Here is a 16,111-nt window from a genome sequence, read left to right as displayed (position 1 = left end):
TTCGATGCGCAGTCCCAATTGGTTGTTCCTCGTCTTGCTCTTGTTGCTGGCTGGCCTGCAGTACCGCCTATGGGTAGGTAATGGCAGCTTTGCGCAGGTAAAAGACCTGACCCAGCAAATTGCCGACCAGCACGCCGAGAACGAACGCCTGCTGGAGCGCAACCGCGTCCTCGATGCCGAAGTGCTTGAGCTGAAAAAGGGTACCGAGACCGTTGAAGAACGGGCCCGTCATGAGTTGGGCATGGTCAAGGAGGGCGAAACCCTCTACCAGTTGGCCCAATGAGTTACCGTTTGCCGGCCTTCTGGGCCGTGATACCTGCCGCGGGCGTCGGTGCCCGGATGGCCGCGGACCGTCCCAAGCAGTACTTGCAATTGGGCGGGCGCACTATTCTCGAACACAGCCTTGGCTGTTTTCTCGACCATCCCAGCCTCAAGGGGTTGGTGGTCAGTCTTGCTGCTGATGATCCGTATTGGCCCGACCTGGCGTGTGCCGCTGACCCGCGTATCCAACGTGCGGACGGTGGTTCGGAGCGCTCGGGTTCGGTGCTCAATGCACTGCTGCAACTCAATGCCCTGGGCGCCGGCGATGACGATTGGGTGTTGGTGCATGATGCGGCGCGGCCTAATTTGAGCCGTGATGACCTCGACAAGTTGCTGGCCGAGTTGGCGGACGATCCGGTAGGCGGCCTCCTGGCGGTGCCGGCTCGCGATACTCTCAAGCGCGTCGACAAGCTGGGGCGGGTGGTGGAAACCGTCGACCGCAGCTTGATCTGGCAAGCCTATACGCCGCAGATGTTCCGCCTCGGGGCCTTGCACCGCGCATTGGCTGACAGCCTGGTGGCCGATGCGGTGATCACCGATGAAGCCTCGGCCATGGAATGGTCCGGGCAGGCGCCGCGCTTGATCGAAGGGCGCTCGGACAATATCAAGGTGACCCGGCCGGAAGACCTGGAGTGGCTGCGACTGCGGTGGGCCAATCGCCGGTAGTCAATTGCACCGTGTCGACTTCATCGCAGGCAAGCCAGCTCCCACATTCGATCACCTTCTCCCCAGACAGCTCGGTCAAATGTGGGAGCCGGGCTTGCCCGCGATGAGGCCCGCCTAGACACCCAATACTCAACCGCTGTACTCCGGCCGTTCGGCCAACCCCTCTTTCAGGAAGTCCACCAACTTCCTGACCTTCGGCGACAAATGCCGCTGCTGCGGATACAGCGCCCACACCGCCGTATTCGGCGGCTGATGCGCCTCCAGCAGCGACACCAGCGCGCCGCTGTGCAGATGCTCCAGCACGTAATAGTCCGGCAGTTGGCACAACCCCACCCCTTGCAGCGCCGCATCCAGCACCGCTTGCCCACTGTTACAGCGCCAGTTTCCCTGTACCCGTTGGGAAAATTCGCGCCCGTCCTGGGCCAGCTGCCAAATATCCGAGCTGCCGATCAGGCAGTTATGCCGACTCAACTCCGACAAGCTATGGGGCCGTCCGTACCGGGCCAGGTAGGACGGCGACGCGCACAGGTACATACGCCGAGGTGCGAGGCGGCTGGCGACCATACGCGAATCCTGCAAGCGCCCCAGGCGAATCGCCAGGTCGAGGCCTTCGTGCACCAGATCCAGTTGGCGGTTGCTCAGTTCGATATCCACCCGCAATTGCGGGTACAGGCCCATGAACCGCGTCACCAGCGGCACGATGAAACGCTCGCCATAGGCCACCGCGCAGGTCATGCGCAACATGCCTTTTGGCTCGCTGGCAAGGTCACCCACCGCACGCAGGGCTTCTTCGCGGCCGTCCTGTAGACGCTGGCAATGTTGCAGAAAGGTCTGACCCGCTTCAGTCAGCGTCACCTTACGGGTACTGCGATACAGCAACCGCGTTTGCAGGCGCTCTTCCAGGCGTGCCACCTGGCGGCTGATGTGGGACGAAGAGACACCCAGCCGCTCGGCAGCCGCCGTAAATTGGCTGCATTCGGCGACGGCAACGAATTCATCGATGCCTTCCCAGCGGTTCTCCAGCATGGCGATTATCCCTGTACAGCAATAAAGTTTTGCTTTTGCCTGGATTATTAATCATGGAGCCATGTTTTACACTCTCTCCATCATTTTTAACGCCCTGGAGAAACCCGGATGATCAAGTCCCGCGCTGCCGTTGCCTTTGAAGCCAAGAAACCCCTCGAGATCGTGGAAGTCGATGTGGCCATGCCCAAGGCGGGCGAAGTGCTGTTACGTGTGGTCGCCTCCGGGGTTTGCCATACCGACGCCTACACCCTGTCCGGCGCCGACCCGGAAGGCATCTTCCCGTCCATCCTTGGCCATGAAGGCGGTGCGGTGGTCGAAGCCATCGGCGAGGGCGTGACTTCGGTGGCGGTGGGCGACCATGTGATCCCGCTGTACACCCCGGAGTGCGGCAAGTGCAAGTTCTGCCTGTCGGGTAAGACCAACCTGTGCCAGGCCATTCGTTCCACCCAAGGCAAAGGCCTGATGCCGGATGGCACCACGCGCTTTTCCTACAAGGGGCAGCCGATTTTCCACTACATGGGGACTTCGACGTTCTCCGAGTACACCGTGCTGCCGGAAATTTCCGTCGCCAAGATTCCTAAAGAAGCGCCGCTGGAGAAGGTCTGCCTGCTCGGCTGTGGCGTCACCACCGGCATCGGTGCGGTGCTCAACACCGCCAAGGTCAAGCCGGGCGACACCGTGGCGATCTTCGGTCTTGGCGGTATTGGCCTGTCGGCCGTGATCGGTGCGGTCAAGGCTAAGGCCGGCCGTATCATTGCGATTGACATCAACCCGGCCAAGTTCGAGATCGCCAAGCAACTGGGCGCCACCGACTGCATCAACCCGAAAGACTATGACCGTCCGATCCAGGACGTGATTGTCGATTTGACTGACGGCGGCGTGGACTTTTCCTTCGAGTGCATCGGCAACGTGCAACTGATGCGTGCCGCGCTCGAGTGCTGCCATAAGGGTTGGGGTGAATCGGTGATCATCGGGGTTGCCGGTGCCGGCCAGGAAATCTCCACCCGCCCATTCCAACTGGTGACCGGTCGCGTCTGGCGTGGCTCGGCGTTCGGTGGCGTACGCGGCCGTACTGAATTGCCAAGCTACGTGGAAATGGCCCAGACCGGCGAGATTCCGCTGGACACTTTCATCACCCACACCATGGGCCTGGAAGACATCAACAAAGCGTTTGACCTGATGCATGAAGGCAAGAGCATTCGTACCGTCATTCACTTTTGAAGCAGCGGCAAGCGGCAAGCTATCAGCAGCAAGTGGGTGTACGCCTTACTTGCCGCTTGAGGCTTGCAACTTGCAGCTGGGAGCACTCCCATGACCCTGGAAAATATCTCCTGCCAGAAGAGTTTTGGCGGCTGGCACAAACGCTACAAACACAGTTCCCACGTGCTCGGCTGCGACATGACTTTCGCCGTCTACCTGCCGCCGCAAGCGGAGCAGGGCAGCAAATTGCCGGTGCTGTACTGGCTGTCCGGCTTGACCTGCACCGATGAGAACTTCATGCAGAAAGCCGGTGCTCAGCGCATGGCCGCAGAACTGGGGCTTATCATTGTCGCGCCCGACACCAGCCCCCGTGGCCCCGGTGTGCCGGGCGACCCGGACAACGCCTGGGATTTTGGCCTGGGTGCTGGCTTCTACCTGAATGCCACCCAGGAACCTTGGGCCAAGCACTACAGGATGCATGACTACGTGGTGCAGGAATTGCCGGCATTGGTTGAAGCGCATTTCCCGGCTTCGGACAAACGGGGTATCAGCGGCCACTCCATGGGCGGCCACGGTGCGTTGGTGTGTGCCCTGCGCAACCCTGGGCGTTACCTGTCGGTGTCGGCGTTTTCGCCGATCAATAATCCGATGGATTGCCCGTGGGGCCAGAAAGCTTTCTCCCGTTATCTGGGTGAAGAGCGCGCCAAATGGCGTGAATGGGATGCCTGTGTGCTGATCGGCGAAGCCTCGGAAAAGCTGCCGTTGCTGGTGGACCAGGGCGACCGCGACGATTTCCTTGCCGTGCAGCTCAAGCCCGAAGCCTTGCAGCAAGCGGCCAAGGCGGCCAGCCATCCGCTGGAACTGCGCCTGCAGCCTGGCTACGACCACAGCTACTTCTTTATCGCCAGCTTCATCGAAGACCATTTGCGACATCATGGTCGTGCTTTGCTCGGTTAATGTGAGGCAAAAGTAGGTAGAATCACGCCCTGAATTAAATCGGGGCGTTTTTTTATGCGTATTGGCCACGGCTACGATGTGCACCGTTTCGCTGAAGGCGATTTCATCACCCTGGGCGGCGTGCGCATTGCGCACCACCATGGGTTGCTGGCCCATTCCGACGGCGACGTTGTCCTGCATGCCTTGAGCGACGCCTTGCTCGGCGCGGCGGCACTGGGCGATATCGGCAAGCACTTTCCGGATACCGATCCCACCTTCAAGGGCGCGGACAGCCGTGTCCTGCTGCGCCATGTGGTCGGCCTGATCCATGCCAAGGGCTGGAAGGTCGGCAATGTCGATAACACCATCGTGGCCCAGGCGCCGAAAATGGCCCCGCATATCGAATCCATGCGCGCACTGATTGCCGCAGACCTGCAAATTGAATTGGATCAAGTCAACGTGAAAGCCACCACCACCGAAAAACTCGGGTTCACCGGTCGTGAAGAGGGCATCGCGGTGCACTCCGTCGCCTTGTTGCTGCGCGCATGAACGACCTGCAACTGCTGGGCCCGCGTGCCTATGGCGAGGCCCTGGGCAGCGCGGTCCTGAAGGCCACGGCTGAAGATTTCCAGGTCGACGAAGTGCTCGATATTCCGCTTACCGGCGAAGGCGAGCACCTGTGGTTGTGGGTTGAGAAGCGCGGGCTCAATACTGAGGAAGCCGCGCGGCGTATCGCCAAGGCGGCTGGCGTGCCGTTGCGCACCGTCAGCTATGCCGGGCTCAAGGACCGTCAGGCGTTGACCCGCCAGTGGTTCAGCGTACAACTGCCGGGCAAGGCCGATCCGGACATGAGCGCTGCGGAAAACGACACCCTCAGGATCCTGAAAACCGCCCGCCACAAGCGCAAGCTGCAACGTGGCGCGCACTCGGCCAACGGCTTTACCTTGCGCCTGACCCAATTGGCCGGTGATACCGCCGCCATCGACGCGCGGCTGCAATTGATTGCCCAGTACGGCATTCCCAACTATTTCGGCACCCAGCGTTTTGGCCACAACGGTGGCAATGTCGTCGACGCCCGCGAATGGGCCGCGCGCAAGGCCCTGCCGGAGCAACGCAATGTGCGTTCGCGGTTGTTGTCCACCGCGCGTAGCTTCCTCTTCAACAAAGTGTTGGCGGCACGTGTCGCCGACGGTTCCTGGCAGCGCGCGCAAGTGGGTGATCTGCTGGCGTTTACCGACAGCCGCAGCTTTTTTCCGGCGGGGGAGGCTGAGTGCAGCGACCCGCGCCTGGCGATCCTGGACCTGCACCCCACCGGGCCGCAGTGGGGCGAGGGTGATTCTCCGGCGACAGGCGCCACGTTTGAGTTGGAGCAGGCGGTTGCCGCCGGTGAAGCCGACCTGCGTGATTGGCTGGTGAGTGCCGGCATGAGCCAGGAACGTCGCATTCTGCGACTGCCCATTGGCGGGTTGACGTGGCATTATCCCGGGCCTGACATTCTGCAATTGGAATTCGTCCTGCCGGCCGGATGCTTCGCCACTGTCTTGGTGCGCGAGCTTGTTGATCTGGTGCCGGTGGGGCAGACGGACAGCCCATGCGTATTCTGATATCAAACGATGACGGTGCCACCGCACCCGGTCTTGCCGCGCTCTATGCTGCGCTGCTGGATTACGCCGAGTGCGTGGTGGTTGCCCCCGACCAGGACAAGAGCGGCGCCAGCAGTTCGCTGACGCTCGACCGTCCGCTGCACCCGCAGGTTCTGGCCAATGGCTTCATCAGTGTGAACGGCACCCCCACCGACTGCGTGCACCTGGCGATCAACAGTTTGTTGGACCAGGAGCCGGACCTGGTGGTGTCGGGCATCAACCTCGGCGCCAACCTTGGCGACGACGTGCTGTATTCCGGCACGGTGGCGGCGGCGCTTGAAGGACGCTTCCTCGGCCGGACCTCGTTTGCGTTTTCGTTGGCATCGCGTCAACTGGACAACCTGCCCACCGCGGCCTATTTCGCGCGCAAGCTGGTGGAGGCCCACGGCGCCCTGGACCTGCCGCCGCGCACGGTGCTCAACGTCAACATTCCCAATTTGCCCCTCGACCACATTCGCGGTATCCAGCTTACACGCCTGGGCCATCGCGCCCGCGCGGCAGCGCCGTTGAAGGTCGTCGACCCGCGTGGCAAGGAAGGCTACTGGATCGCGGCAGCGGGCGATGCCGAAGACGGTGGCCCAGGCACGGACTTTCACGCGGTGATGCAAGGCTATGTGTCGATTACCCCGTTGCAACTTGATCGCACCTTCAGTGATGCCTTCAGTGGTCTCGATGGCTGGCTGGAGGGGCTGCGCTGATGGCTCGTGAACAAGACGACCTGCTGCGCCGGGGCATCGGGATGACCTCCCAGCGCACCCGTGAGCGTTTGATCCAGCGCCTGTACGAAGAGGGGCTTTCCAACGCCCAGGTGTTGGAAGTGATCCGGCGTACGCCTCGCCACCTCTTTGTCGATGAAGCCTTGGCCCATCGTGCCTACGAAGACACGGCATTGCCCATCGGCCATAACCAGACCATCTCCCAGCCTTATATGGTTGCGCGCATGAGCGAGCTGCTGCTGGCGGCGGGGCCGTTGGACAAGGTGCTGGAGATCGGCACCGGTTCCGGCTACCAGACGGCGGTGCTATCGCAACTGGTGGAGCGGGTGTTCTCGGTGGAGCGCATCAAGGTGCTGCAGGACCGCGCCAAGGAACGCCTGGTGGAGCTGAACCTGCGCAACGTGGTATTCCGCTGGGGCGATGGTTGGGAAGGTTGGCCGGCGCTGGCGCCCTACAACGGGATTATCGTCACTGCCGTGGCCACCGATGTGCCGCAGGCGCTGCTCGATCAACTGGCCCCGGGTGGGCGGCTGGTCATTCCGGTGGGGTCCGGTGAAGTGCAACAATTGATGCTTATTGTCCGTGAAGACGACGGTTTTTCCCGGCATGTACTCGGCGCCGTGCGTTTCGTGCCGTTGCTCAATGGCCCGCTGGCCTGATCATTTTTCGCGGGCAGTGAATTCTGTTGGTGAGGATGTGTCTTACGGCGGGGTCTATCAAGTCAACGTGATAGGCGGGGCGATTCAACGCGCAGAATGATTCGTTTCAGTCGCGTGACGGTAAAACTTCAATGCCCAGTTATACTTGCGTCATATTTCAAGCCTGATACAGGCATTCATGTTCAGCCACCACAAAGGGAGCGGCGGGTGAGTCTCACAGGTCTTGCGCAGCGTATGAGTAAAACAAGTTTTCAGCGACTGGTGCTTGGCCTTGTCTTTGGTTCCCTTCTGGTAGGGTGTTCCAGCTCGCCAAGCAGCGGTGCACGGGTCGTTGACCGCAATAACGCTGCACCACAAAAGCCGACGGTGACCACCGGGCAGTATGTCGTGCGCAAGGGCGACACCTTGTTCTCGATTGCCTTCCGTTATGGCTGGGACTACAAGGCTCTTGCAGCCCGTAACAATATTCCTGTGCCCTACACGATACATCCGGGTCAGACGATTCGCTTTGACGGTCGCACCGGTTCTACCCCTACGGCAGTTGTGACAAACACCGGATCTTCGCCGTCGTCTTCGAGCAAAACCACCATCATTACCCGGCCTGCGGGTACCGCTTCGCCGAGTGTCGCGAACAAGCCGGCACCCGCGCCGTTGCCCCCCGCAGGGCCTGCGCCGACCGGTTGGGGATGGCCCTCAAATGGAGTGTTAATTGGAAAATTCTCTTCAAACGGCAGTTTGAATAAAGGCATTGATATTGCCGGGGATTTGGGACAGCCTGTTTTAGCTGCGTCTGATGGGACGGTGGTGTACGCCGGGAGTGGTTTGCGGGGCTACGGCGAGCTGGTCATCATCAAACACAGCGATACCTACGTCAGTGCTTACGGCCACAACCGTAGGCTGTTGGTTCGGGAGGGGCAGCAGGTCAAAGTCGGACAGACAATTGCCGAAATGGGATCAACTGGTACGGACCGGGTGAAACTGCACTTTGAGATTCGCCGTCAAGGGAAGCCTGTAGATCCACTGCAATTCCTACCCCGTCGTTGATATGTTGCACAGCCTGTTCCTCACGTAGAAGGAACAGGCTCCAGCGTTGCCAAGGATAAAGGCGTCGCTTGAGCTTGAGGTCGAACTCACCAAAGGACTATAACAATGGCTCTCAGTAAAGAAGCGCCGGAGTTTGACATCGACGATGAGGTTCTCCTTATGGAGACCGGCATCGCTACGGAATCGATGTCGAATGAGGGACCTGCTGTACCTTCAGTTCGCACCAAATCCAAGAACTCCACCGCGTTAAAGCAACACAAATACATTGATTACACGCGGGCGCTCGATGCGACCCAGCTGTACCTCAATGAAATCGGCTTTTCCCCTCTGCTGACTCCCGAAGAAGAAGTCCATTTTGCGCGCTTGTCGCAAAAGGGTGATCCGGCTGGGCGCAAGCGCATGATTGAAAGCAACCTGCGCCTAGTGGTGAAAATCGCCCGACGCTACGTCAATCGTGGGCTGTCCTTGTTGGACCTGATCGAGGAGGGCAACCTGGGCTTGATCCGGGCGGTGGAGAAGTTCGATCCTGAGCGGGGCTTCCGCTTCTCGACCTATGCCACCTGGTGGATTCGCCAGACCATCGAACGGGCGATCATGAATCAGACCCGCACGATCCGGTTGCCGATCCATGTGGTCAAGGAACTCAACGTCTACCTCCGGGCGGCACGTGAGCTCACTCAAAAACTCGATCATGAACCCTCGCCCGAAGAAATCGCCAACCTGCTGGAAAAACCGGTAGGGGAGGTCAAGCGCATGCTGGGTCTTAACGAGCGTGTGTCTTCGGTCGACGTCTCGCTGGGTCCGGACTCGGATAAAACCCTGCTGGACACCCTGACGGATGATCGTCCTACGGATCCCTGCGAGCTGCTGCAGGACGATGATCTTTCCCAAAGCATTGACCAGTGGCTGTCGGAGCTCACGGACAAGCAGCGTGAGGTGGTGATTCGCCGCTTCGGCCTGCGTGGCCATGAGAGCAGCACGCTGGAGGACGTAGGCCTGGAGATTGGCCTGACCCGTGAGCGGGTGCGGCAGATCCAGGTGGAAGGGCTCAAGCGCTTGCGCGAGATCCTGGAGAAGAATGGCTTGTCGAGTGAGTCGTTGTTTCAATAACGACGCCGCTTGAATGCTTGAATGTGGGAGGGGGCTTGCTCCCGATAGCGGTAGTTCAGTCACTGGATGTATCGACTGACACGCCGCTATCGGGAGCAAGCCCCCTCCCACATTTTTTGCGCACGACATTTTATTCATGTATGCCCAAATCCCAGGCATAAAAAAACCCCGCTTTTAAGGGCGGGGTCTTTTCGACTGAGTCAGTACAAGTTAGATAACTTGAACTTCTTCAGCTTGCATGCCTTTCTGACCGCGGGTAGCGATGAAAGAAACCTGTTGGCCTTCTTTCAGGCTTTTGAAGCCGTCGGATTGGATAGCTTTGAAGTGAACGAACAGGTCGTCACCGGATTGTGGAGTGATGAAGCCGAAGCCTTTTTCATCGTTGAACCACTTAACGGTACCAGTTTGGCGATTAGACATGGTGTATCTCCTTGGACAAAGTTAACTGCGACTCAGGAAAAGCCCTGGCCGAGACTGAGTGCAAAGAGCAGGAAAAATTCTTGGAGATGGTTGGATCGAAATTCAACATATCGTGTAGAGATTCTCAGTGACACAAGCAGCACAGTGGCGCCACCTTAACCCTTTTTCCGGAACGTGCCAATGGTATTTCCGAAGGTTTCTCTATTTTCGTGACTGGCGGTGGTATTTACACACACCGGTTGCGGCAATACGGGGCCCGGCCCCGCTGGCCGCGCCTTATGGCAGCCGGTGCGTTCATCAAGAAAAGCCCGACGCCCTTTGAACCCCAACGCCGGCCCCGGTAAGATGCCCCACAGAATTTTTCCACCTCGCTATTCAGGACACCCGCCATGAGCATCAAATCGGACAAGTGGATTCGCCGCATGGCGCAAGAGCACGGCATGATCGAACCGTTCGTCGAGCGTCAGATTCGTGGTGAAGGCGATGACCGCGTGATCTCGTACGGCGTTTCCAGCTACGGCTACGATGTGCGCTGCGCCGACGAGTTCAAGGTGTTCACCAACATCAACTCGGCGATCGTGGATCCGAAGAACTTCGACGAAAAGAGCTTCGTCGATGTGAAAAGCGACGTGTGCATTATCCCGCCGAACTCCTTTGCCCTGGCACGCACCGTGGAATTCTTCCGTATTCCCCGCGACGTGCTGACCATCTGCCTGGGTAAAAGCACCTACGCGCGCTGCGGCATTATCGTCAACGTGACGCCACTTGAGCCTGAGTGGGAAGGCCACGTGACCCTGGAATTCTCCAACACCACCACCCTGCCGGCGAAAATCTACGCCAACGAAGGCGTGGCGCAGATGCTGTTCTTGCAGTCTGACGAGGCCTGTGAAGTGTCCTACAAAGACCGCGCCGGCAAGTACCAGGGCCAGCGCGGCGTCACCTTGCCACGCGCTTGATCGAAAGGTCCTACGCGTAAAGGGAATTAGTCCGCGGAAAGTGACTCTATTGGGTGTACTGCCTCGGTGCGTGCAAAACGCACCGAGCCACGCTTGAGGAGTGCCTTATGAAGATTGACCCGCGAATCAGCGCAGAACTTGCCCGGCTTGAACCCAACCAGATTGGCGTTCTGGCCTGGTCCCTGATGGCTGATCCCGCCTATGCAGGCGGCATCCCCGGCCAACCCGATGAAGATTGGCCACAGCAGCCCACCGAACCCGGTGAGCCGACCCTTCCGGACGAGCCGCCTCCCGCACCGGTCGCCTGATACCCGCAAGGCCGGTCAGCGAACCTGCCACACCTGGTGATCGCCGATAACAAAGATTCGGCGGTCATTGTCCTGCTCCACCGTATGCCCCCCGGTAAACGCCCCAAACGCCGGCAGCAGGCTGACGCGCGTGCCGAACTGGAAACACGGCAGGCGCAGGCTCTGCCGGCCCTTGCCGCGCAAGCGATACACCGGGTGCACATGCCCCGCCAGCACATGGTGGCTGGCATGGGCGTGCGGTTCGTGTTGCAGGGCGAAAGGGCCCATCAGCAGTGGCTCCGGAACCACATCGATCCTCAAGTCAGCCGGTGGGTCGCCCGCGCGTTTATCGTGATTACCGCGAATCAAGGTCATCGACAGGTCGCAATGACGTGCTCGCCAGGCCCTCAAGGCGCTGAGGGTGCCGCTGGCGTGGGAGCCGGGCCCGTGGAGGAAGTCGCCGAGAAAGATCACCTGGGCGCACGGTACGGCCGCCAACAGCCGATCCAGGCGCTGCAGGTTTTCGGTGGTGGTGCCTTGCGGTACCGGCTGGCCCAGGCTGCGATAGGCCGATGCCTTGCCAAAGTGTGCATCGGCGATCAGCAGGCACTGGCGCGCGGGCCAGTAGAGCGCCTTATCCGCCAACAGCCACAGCTCTTCGCTCTCCAGCGTCACTGAGCACACCATCAGGGTTTGCCGTTATCGGCGACTTTTTCCAAGTCCTTGACCATCCGCGCAATGCGCTCCGAGAGTTTTTCCGAACTCATGCTTTCGCGCATCCGTTCCACCAGCAGTGGGAAGGCCAGGGGCGTAGGACGTTCGATCATATGCACGTCCAGTGTCAGCGCCGAGAGGCGAAGCAAGGTCTCTTCCAGCCGACGAATATCTAATTCATCACGCAGAACTTCTTCCCCCGCCTGGGCCAGCAACAGGTTTTGCGGGTCATATTGCTTGAACACTTCAAAGAACAACCCGCTGGATGCCTGCACCTGGCGCGTGCTTTTCGGCGCGCCGGGGTAACCGGCAAACACCAGTCCGGCGATACGCGCAATCTCGCGAAAGCGGCGCAGGGCGAGTTCCCCGGCGTTCAGGCTGGCTGCCACGTCTGCCAGCAACTGCTTCGGGCGCAGCAGCGCCCCATTCAGTAAGCGTGGCCAATCCACCTCGGTGGCGCTGAGCAACTCCAAGCCGTAATCGTTGACGGCAATCGAGAAGGTCACAGGCTGCTGCTGGCTGACCCGCCACGCCAGCAGACTCGCCAGTCCCAGGTGCACCTGGCGGCCGGCAAACGGGTAGAGGAACAGGTGCCAGCCCTCCCGCGATTTCAAGGTTTCGGCCAGCAAGTGCTCGCGCGTCGGCAGGCCGGACCAGCGCAACTGTGTCTGCAGCAGGGTTTGCACAGCCCGCATTTCCGGCCCCTCGTAGACCCCGTGCGCGGCCGCATCGAAGCGCTCCACCACGGCTTGGGCCAGCTCATTGGAAAGGGGCATGCGCCCGCCATTCCAGCGCGGTACTGCAGCTTTTTTGGCGCTGCTACGGCGCACATAGGCGGTCATGTTTTCCACCCGCACCAATTCCAGCAGGCGCCCGGCAAACAAGAAGCCGTCACCCGGCTTGAGCCGTGCAATAAAGCCTTCTTCAACACTGCCCAGGTTCTTGCCACCGCCGCCCTTGCTCCAGAATTTCAGCTGGATGCTGGCGTCGCTGACAATGGTGCCCACGCTCATGCGATGGCGGCGCGCAAGCCGGGCATCGGGGACGCGCCAAATGCCGTGCGCGTCCGGCTCCACGCGGCGGTAATCCGGGTAAGCGGTCAGCGATAAGCCGCCATGCCGTACAAAGCCCAGGGCCCAGGCCCAATCGGCCTCGCTGAGGTCGCGATAGGCCCAGGCGCCACGGACCTCCGCCAGCAGCGCCTGCGGCGTAAAGCCACCGCCCAGGGCCATGCTCACCAAATGTTGTACGAGCACATCCAGCGGCTTGTGGGGCGATTCGCGGGCTTCGATACGCCGCTCTGCAATGGCGTCCTGGGCCGCAGCGGCTTCCACCAGTTCCAGGCTGTGGGTCGGCACCAGGGTCACCCGCGACGGCCGTCCGGGTGCATGGCCGGAGCGCCCGGCGCGTTGCATCAGGCGCGCCACGCCTTTGGCCGAGCCGATTTGCAGCACGCGCTCCACCGGCAAGAAATCCACCCCCAGGTCCAGGCTGGATGTGCACACCACCGCCTTGAGCTGACCGTCTTTCAACGCCCGCTCCACCCAGTCGCGGGTCTCGCGGGCCAGTGAACCATGGTGCAGGGCAATCACCCCGGCCCAATCCGGGCGTGCATCGAGCAGCGCCTGATACCAGATTTCCGACTGCGCCCGCGTGTTGGTAAACACCAGGCAACTGCTGCTGGCGTCGACCTCGGCCACCACCTGCGGCAGCATCTTCAAGCCGATATGCCCGGCCCACGGAAACCGCTCGGCGATGGGCGGCAGCAAGGTGTCGACGCGCAACTGCTTGGCCGTTTGCCCCTGCACATTAATCCCGTCCCCTTGTGGGACCAGCACTTCCAGGGCGTGGGACTGGTTACCGAGGGTGGCCGAAATGCCCCACACCATCAGTTCAGGATGCCAACGCCGCAGCCGCGCCAACGCCAGTTGCAACTGCACGCCGCGCTTGTTGCCGATCAACTCATGCCATTCATCCACCACCACCATGCGCAGGTGCGCCAGACTCGTTTCGCTGTCGGCGCGGGCGAGCATCAGGGTCAGGCTTTCCGGGGTGGTGACCAGGGCGGTGGGCTGGCGTCGGGTTTGCCGGGCACGCTCGCTGCTGCTGGTATCGCCGGTGCGCAGGCCGACGCTCCAGGGAATCTGCAAGGCCTCGAGCGGCGCTTCGAGGGCGCGTGCGGTGTCGGCGGCCAACGCACGCATGGGCGTGATCCACAGCACGGTCAGTGGCTCAGCCGGCGGTTTGCGTTTACCGGTGGCGGGCGGGCGGGTGATCGCGAAACGGTTGAGGGCGGCAAACCACAGGGCGTAGGTTTTTCCGGCGCCGGTGCTGGCGTGCAGCAAGCCCGAGCGGCCGTCCTTGACCGCCGTCCATACGTCTTTCTGGAAAGCGAACGGCTTCCAGCCTTTGGCGGCAAACCACGTTTTGGCGAAGTCGAGGGGTTTTGCCATGGGGCGGCGAACGCTCTGGAGGGCCTATTCCACAGACCCTCCAGGCGTCGCAAAGGTTTACTTCAAATTGCCGCTCAGGAACTGTTGCAGGCGCTCGCTCTTGGGATTGCCCAGCACATCCTCCGGCGCGCCTTGCTCTTCCACCAGGCCCTTGTGCAAGAACAGCACCTGGCTGGATACCTTGCGTGCAAAGCTCATTTCGTGGGTCACCATGATCATGGTGCGGCCTTCCTCGGCCAGGCCCTGGATCACCTTCAACACTTCACCCACCAACTCCGGGTCGAGGGCCGAGGTGGGTTCGTCGAACAGCATCACCTCCGGCTCCATGGCCAGGGCACGGGCGATGGCCACCCGTTGCTGCTGGCCACCGGACAGGAACGCCGGGTATTGGTCCGCCACCCGTGCCGGTAAACCCACCTTGTCCAGGTAGCGACGGGCGCGGTCTTCGGCGTCCTTCTTGCTGCAACCCAGCACCCGGCGCGGGGCCATGGTGATGTTTTCCAGCACGCTCATATGACTCCACAGGTTGAAATGCTGGAACACCATCGCCAGCCGCGTGCGCAGGCGCTGCAATTCGGAATCGTCGGCCACGCGCATGCCATGGCGGTCGCTGACCATGCGGATCGGCTGGCCGTCGAGGGTCATGGCGCCGTCGTTGGGGGTTTCCAGGAAGTTGATGCAGCGCAAAAAGGTGCTTTTGCCCGAGCCGCTGGCGCCGATCAGGCTGATCACATCACCGGTCCTGGCCTTGAGCGAGACACCTTTGAGCACCTCATTGTCGCCATAGCTTTTATGCAGGCCTTCAACGGTCAATTTGTACATGGGGCGTGCATCCTCAAGGCGAAAGTAGATAGCCGCTGCGGTAGGCCTCGGTGCCTGCGACATGGCCGACGACCATCCCGGCAGTGGCCATGCGGCGCAGCGAACGGGCGTAAAGCAGGCCGGCCTTCTGGCAGTGCACGGGCGTTACGCGGTCGGTAATGGGGTCGATGATTTCGGCGATCAGTTGCCCGGCTTCCAGGTATTCACCGGGCAGGGCGCTGAACACCAGCAGGCCGCCCACCGGCGTTGCCACGGGTTCGACGCCCGCCAGCGGCGTGGCGGGGTAGGGCAGCTCGGGCAGCGGTGCGGCGTCGCCGGCAATCGCGCCGAAGTGAATCAGGTAGTCGATGATTGCCTGGCAGTCGAGGGCGGCCAACCCATGGTTGACGTCGCCCTGGCCACGCAGTTCGACGGTCACCGAAAAACTGCCCATGGGGATCGGGAAGCGCGCGCCAAAGCGTTGCTGCAACTGCCACCACACCAGGGTGAAACACTCATCGAAGGACTGCCCGCCGGAGTCGGTAGCCAGCAGATTGGCCTCCGAGCCGATATAGCGTGCCAGCGGCTCCACCTGCGGCCAGGCTTCGGGCGTGGTGTACAGGTGCGCCACGGCTTCGAAGTCGCAATGCAGGTCCAGCACCATGTCGGCATCGCAGGCCAGGCGTTGCAACACCAGGCGTTGGGAGTGCAACTGGGTCTCGGCGATTTGCACGGCCAGGGCAGCGCTCAAGGCGGCGCGGATCAGTTCGACGTTTTGTTGCGGGTTATCGCCGAGCGAGCCCTCGACCTGATCGCCGACGGTATCGCTGAGGTCGACAAACAGGCGATTGAAGTTCTGCCCGCTTTCCAACTCGTAGCGGCCCAGCGGGGTGTCCATCAACACCTGTTCCAGGCCTGCCGGATTGGCGATGGGCACCAGCACGATCTCGCTCAGTAACCGCCCGGCTGCCGCCAGCTCGGCCAGGCGCACTTTCAGGTGCCAGGCCACCAGCATGCCCGGCAGTTCATCGGCATGCAGCGATGACTGGATGTAGACCTTGCCCTCGGCGTGTTCGGGGCCGAAGTGGAAACTGTGAATCTGCCGCGCCGTGCCTGGCACCGGCGCGATCAGATCGTGTACCTGATGACGCATGAAGGC

The 16,111-nt window shown here is 61.3% G+C and carries 18 protein-coding genes; 12 read left to right on the top strand and 6 right to left on the bottom strand.

Annotated elements, in window-relative coordinates; genetic code table 11:
- Positions 1–4 precede the first annotated feature (4 nt).
- Together ftsB and ispD are read left to right on the top strand one after the other, a co-directional pair.
- Entirely contained in the window at positions 5–283 is a 279-nt protein-coding gene (ftsB, locus tag V3W40_RS01810) for a cell division protein FtsB (RefSeq protein WP_003172294.1), read from the top strand.
- Positions 280–987 carry a 2-C-methyl-D-erythritol 4-phosphate cytidylyltransferase gene (ispD, locus tag V3W40_RS01805; protein WP_092487649.1) on the top strand — a complete coding sequence of 236 codons (708 nt, stop codon included), beginning with the start codon at positions 280–282 and terminating at the stop codon, positions 985–987. The genes ftsB and ispD overlap by 4 nt, the downstream gene beginning before the upstream one ends.
- 129 nt (positions 988–1,116) lie before the next feature.
- Here ispD and V3W40_RS01800 read toward each other — a convergent pair whose 3' ends face one another.
- Positions 1,117–2,013 carry a LysR substrate-binding domain-containing protein gene (locus V3W40_RS01800; protein ID WP_053137212.1) on the bottom strand — a complete coding sequence of 299 codons (897 nt, stop codon included), beginning with the start codon at positions 2,011–2,013 and terminating at the stop codon, positions 1,117–1,119.
- Positions 2,014–2,121: 108 nt separating this feature from the next.
- Between V3W40_RS01800 and V3W40_RS01795 the strand changes: the two genes are divergently transcribed.
- The 8 genes from V3W40_RS01795 (at position 2,122) to rpoS (ending at position 9,321) form a co-directional block, all read left to right on the top strand.
- Complete coding sequence (locus tag V3W40_RS01795; protein WP_065926449.1) at positions 2,122–3,234, top strand: S-(hydroxymethyl)glutathione dehydrogenase/class III alcohol dehydrogenase; 1,113 nt, start codon at positions 2,122–2,124, stop codon at positions 3,232–3,234.
- Positions 3,235–3,324: 90 nt separating this feature from the next.
- Positions 3,325–4,170 carry an S-formylglutathione hydrolase gene (gene fghA / locus V3W40_RS01790; protein WP_137211476.1) on the top strand — a complete coding sequence of 282 codons (846 nt, stop codon included), beginning with the start codon at positions 3,325–3,327 and terminating at the stop codon, positions 4,168–4,170.
- A 54-nt stretch (positions 4,171–4,224) separates the two neighbouring features.
- Positions 4,225–4,698, top strand: coding sequence for a 2-C-methyl-D-erythritol 2,4-cyclodiphosphate synthase (gene ispF / locus V3W40_RS01785; protein ID WP_012722614.1), 474 nt, complete (start codon positions 4,225–4,227; stop codon positions 4,696–4,698).
- Positions 4,695–5,753: a tRNA pseudouridine(13) synthase TruD gene (gene truD / locus V3W40_RS01780; protein WP_065948791.1), complete on the top strand. Its 1,059-nt coding sequence runs from the start codon at positions 4,695–4,697 to the stop codon at positions 5,751–5,753. The genes ispF and truD overlap by 4 nt, the downstream gene beginning before the upstream one ends.
- The gene (surE, locus tag V3W40_RS01775) at positions 5,741–6,490 is read left to right on the top strand and encodes a 5'/3'-nucleotidase SurE (RefSeq protein WP_323145801.1); all 750 of its coding nucleotides are present in this window, start codon (positions 5,741–5,743) and stop codon (positions 6,488–6,490) included. Before truD ends, surE begins: the two co-directional genes overlap by 13 nt.
- Positions 6,491–6,531: 41 nt before the next feature.
- On the top strand, positions 6,532–7,167 hold the full coding sequence (locus V3W40_RS01770) for a protein-L-isoaspartate(D-aspartate) O-methyltransferase (protein WP_169899534.1): 636 nt from the start codon (positions 6,532–6,534) through the stop codon (positions 7,165–7,167).
- Between the two features lie 207 nt (positions 7,168–7,374).
- Positions 7,375–8,211 (top strand): peptidoglycan DD-metalloendopeptidase family protein, encoded by an 837-nt coding sequence (locus V3W40_RS01765; protein WP_092487660.1) that lies wholly within the window; start codon positions 7,375–7,377, stop codon positions 8,209–8,211.
- Between the two features lie 105 nt (positions 8,212–8,316).
- Positions 8,317–9,321 carry an RNA polymerase sigma factor RpoS gene (gene rpoS, locus V3W40_RS01760; protein ID WP_025855149.1) on the top strand — a complete coding sequence of 335 codons (1,005 nt, stop codon included), beginning with the start codon at positions 8,317–8,319 and terminating at the stop codon, positions 9,319–9,321.
- Between the two features lie 210 nt (positions 9,322–9,531).
- Here the strand turns inward: rpoS and V3W40_RS01755 are convergent, their stop codons facing one another.
- Positions 9,532–9,741: a cold-shock protein gene (locus tag V3W40_RS01755; protein WP_002554837.1), complete on the bottom strand. Its 210-nt coding sequence runs from the start codon at positions 9,739–9,741 to the stop codon at positions 9,532–9,534.
- A gap of 389 nt (positions 9,742–10,130) precedes the next feature.
- Here V3W40_RS01755 and dcd point away from each other — a divergent pair, with 389 nt between their 5' ends.
- Complete coding sequence (dcd, locus tag V3W40_RS01750) at positions 10,131–10,697, top strand: dCTP deaminase (RefSeq protein ID WP_003172320.1); 567 nt, start codon at positions 10,131–10,133, stop codon at positions 10,695–10,697.
- A 107-nt stretch (positions 10,698–10,804) separates the two neighbouring features.
- Positions 10,805–11,005 carry a hypothetical protein gene (locus tag V3W40_RS01745; RefSeq protein ID WP_027604457.1) on the top strand — a complete coding sequence of 67 codons (201 nt, stop codon included), beginning with the start codon at positions 10,805–10,807 and terminating at the stop codon, positions 11,003–11,005.
- 15 nt (positions 11,006–11,020) lie between these two features.
- Here V3W40_RS01745 and pdeM read toward each other — a convergent pair whose 3' ends face one another.
- From pdeM to V3W40_RS01725, 4 genes are read right to left on the bottom strand one after another with little or no spacing between them, the layout of a single operon-like run.
- On the bottom strand, positions 11,021–11,671 hold the full coding sequence (gene pdeM / locus V3W40_RS01740; RefSeq protein WP_065926444.1) for a ligase-associated DNA damage response endonuclease PdeM: 651 nt from the start codon (positions 11,669–11,671) through the stop codon (positions 11,021–11,023).
- On the bottom strand, positions 11,671–14,151 hold the full coding sequence (locus V3W40_RS01735; RefSeq protein ID WP_330214320.1) for a ligase-associated DNA damage response DEXH box helicase: 2,481 nt from the start codon (positions 14,149–14,151) through the stop codon (positions 11,671–11,673). Before V3W40_RS01735 ends, pdeM begins: the two co-directional genes overlap by 1 nt.
- 57 nt (positions 14,152–14,208) lie before the next feature.
- Entirely contained in the window at positions 14,209–14,973 is a 765-nt protein-coding gene (locus V3W40_RS01730) for an ABC transporter ATP-binding protein (RefSeq protein ID WP_330214319.1), read from the bottom strand.
- A gap of 13 nt (positions 14,974–14,986) precedes the next feature.
- Positions 14,987–16,105 carry a succinylglutamate desuccinylase/aspartoacylase family protein gene (locus V3W40_RS01725; protein ID WP_065926442.1) on the bottom strand — a complete coding sequence of 373 codons (1,119 nt, stop codon included), beginning with the start codon at positions 16,103–16,105 and terminating at the stop codon, positions 14,987–14,989.
- Between the last annotated feature and the right edge of the window lie 6 nt (positions 16,106–16,111).

Origin of the sequence: Pseudomonas sp. AM8 (genome assembly GCF_036346475.1) — a bacterium.
Lineage (GTDB): Bacteria > Pseudomonadota > Gammaproteobacteria > Pseudomonadales > Pseudomonadaceae > Aquipseudomonas > Aquipseudomonas marginalis.
This window is presented reverse-complemented; position numbering and strand designations above follow the sequence as displayed.

Bases quoted from the DNA above. Each gene is read 5' to 3' on its own strand.
- pdeM (WP_065926444.1), bottom strand. From the start codon at position 11,671: ATGGTGTGCTCAGTGACGCTGGAGAGCGAAGAGCTGTGGCTGTTGGCG.
- V3W40_RS01770 (WP_169899534.1), top strand. From the start codon at position 6,532: ATGACCTCCCAGCGCACCCGTGAGCGTTTGATCCAGCGCCTGTACGAA.
- V3W40_RS01745 (WP_027604457.1), top strand. From the start codon at position 10,805: ATGAAGATTGACCCGCGAATCAGCGCAGAACTTGCCCGGCTTGAACCC.
- V3W40_RS01735 (WP_330214320.1), bottom strand. From the start codon at position 14,151: ATGGCAAAACCCCTCGACTTCGCCAAAACGTGGTTTGCCGCCAAAGGC.
- ispF (WP_012722614.1), top strand. From the start codon at position 4,225: ATGCGTATTGGCCACGGCTACGATGTGCACCGTTTCGCTGAAGGCGAT.
- V3W40_RS01755 (WP_002554837.1), bottom strand. From the start codon at position 9,741: ATGTCTAATCGCCAAACTGGTACCGTTAAGTGGTTCAACGATGAAAAA.
- ftsB (WP_003172294.1), top strand. From the start codon at position 5: ATGCGCAGTCCCAATTGGTTGTTCCTCGTCTTGCTCTTGTTGCTGGCT.
- V3W40_RS01725 (WP_065926442.1), bottom strand. From the start codon at position 16,105: ATGCGTCATCAGGTACACGATCTGATCGCGCCGGTGCCAGGCACGGCG.
- truD (WP_065948791.1), top strand. From the start codon at position 4,695: ATGAACGACCTGCAACTGCTGGGCCCGCGTGCCTATGGCGAGGCCCTG.
- V3W40_RS01800 (WP_053137212.1), bottom strand. From the start codon at position 2,013: ATGCTGGAGAACCGCTGGGAAGGCATCGATGAATTCGTTGCCGTCGCC.
- fghA (WP_137211476.1), top strand. From the start codon at position 3,325: ATGACCCTGGAAAATATCTCCTGCCAGAAGAGTTTTGGCGGCTGGCAC.
- surE (WP_323145801.1), top strand. From the start codon at position 5,741: ATGCGTATTCTGATATCAAACGATGACGGTGCCACCGCACCCGGTCTT.
- rpoS (WP_025855149.1), top strand. From the start codon at position 8,317: ATGGCTCTCAGTAAAGAAGCGCCGGAGTTTGACATCGACGATGAGGTT.
- V3W40_RS01730 (WP_330214319.1), bottom strand. From the start codon at position 14,973: ATGTACAAATTGACCGTTGAAGGCCTGCATAAAAGCTATGGCGACAAT.
- V3W40_RS01795 (WP_065926449.1), top strand. From the start codon at position 2,122: ATGATCAAGTCCCGCGCTGCCGTTGCCTTTGAAGCCAAGAAACCCCTC.
- ispD (WP_092487649.1), top strand. From the start codon at position 280: ATGAGTTACCGTTTGCCGGCCTTCTGGGCCGTGATACCTGCCGCGGGC.
- dcd (WP_003172320.1), top strand. From the start codon at position 10,131: ATGAGCATCAAATCGGACAAGTGGATTCGCCGCATGGCGCAAGAGCAC.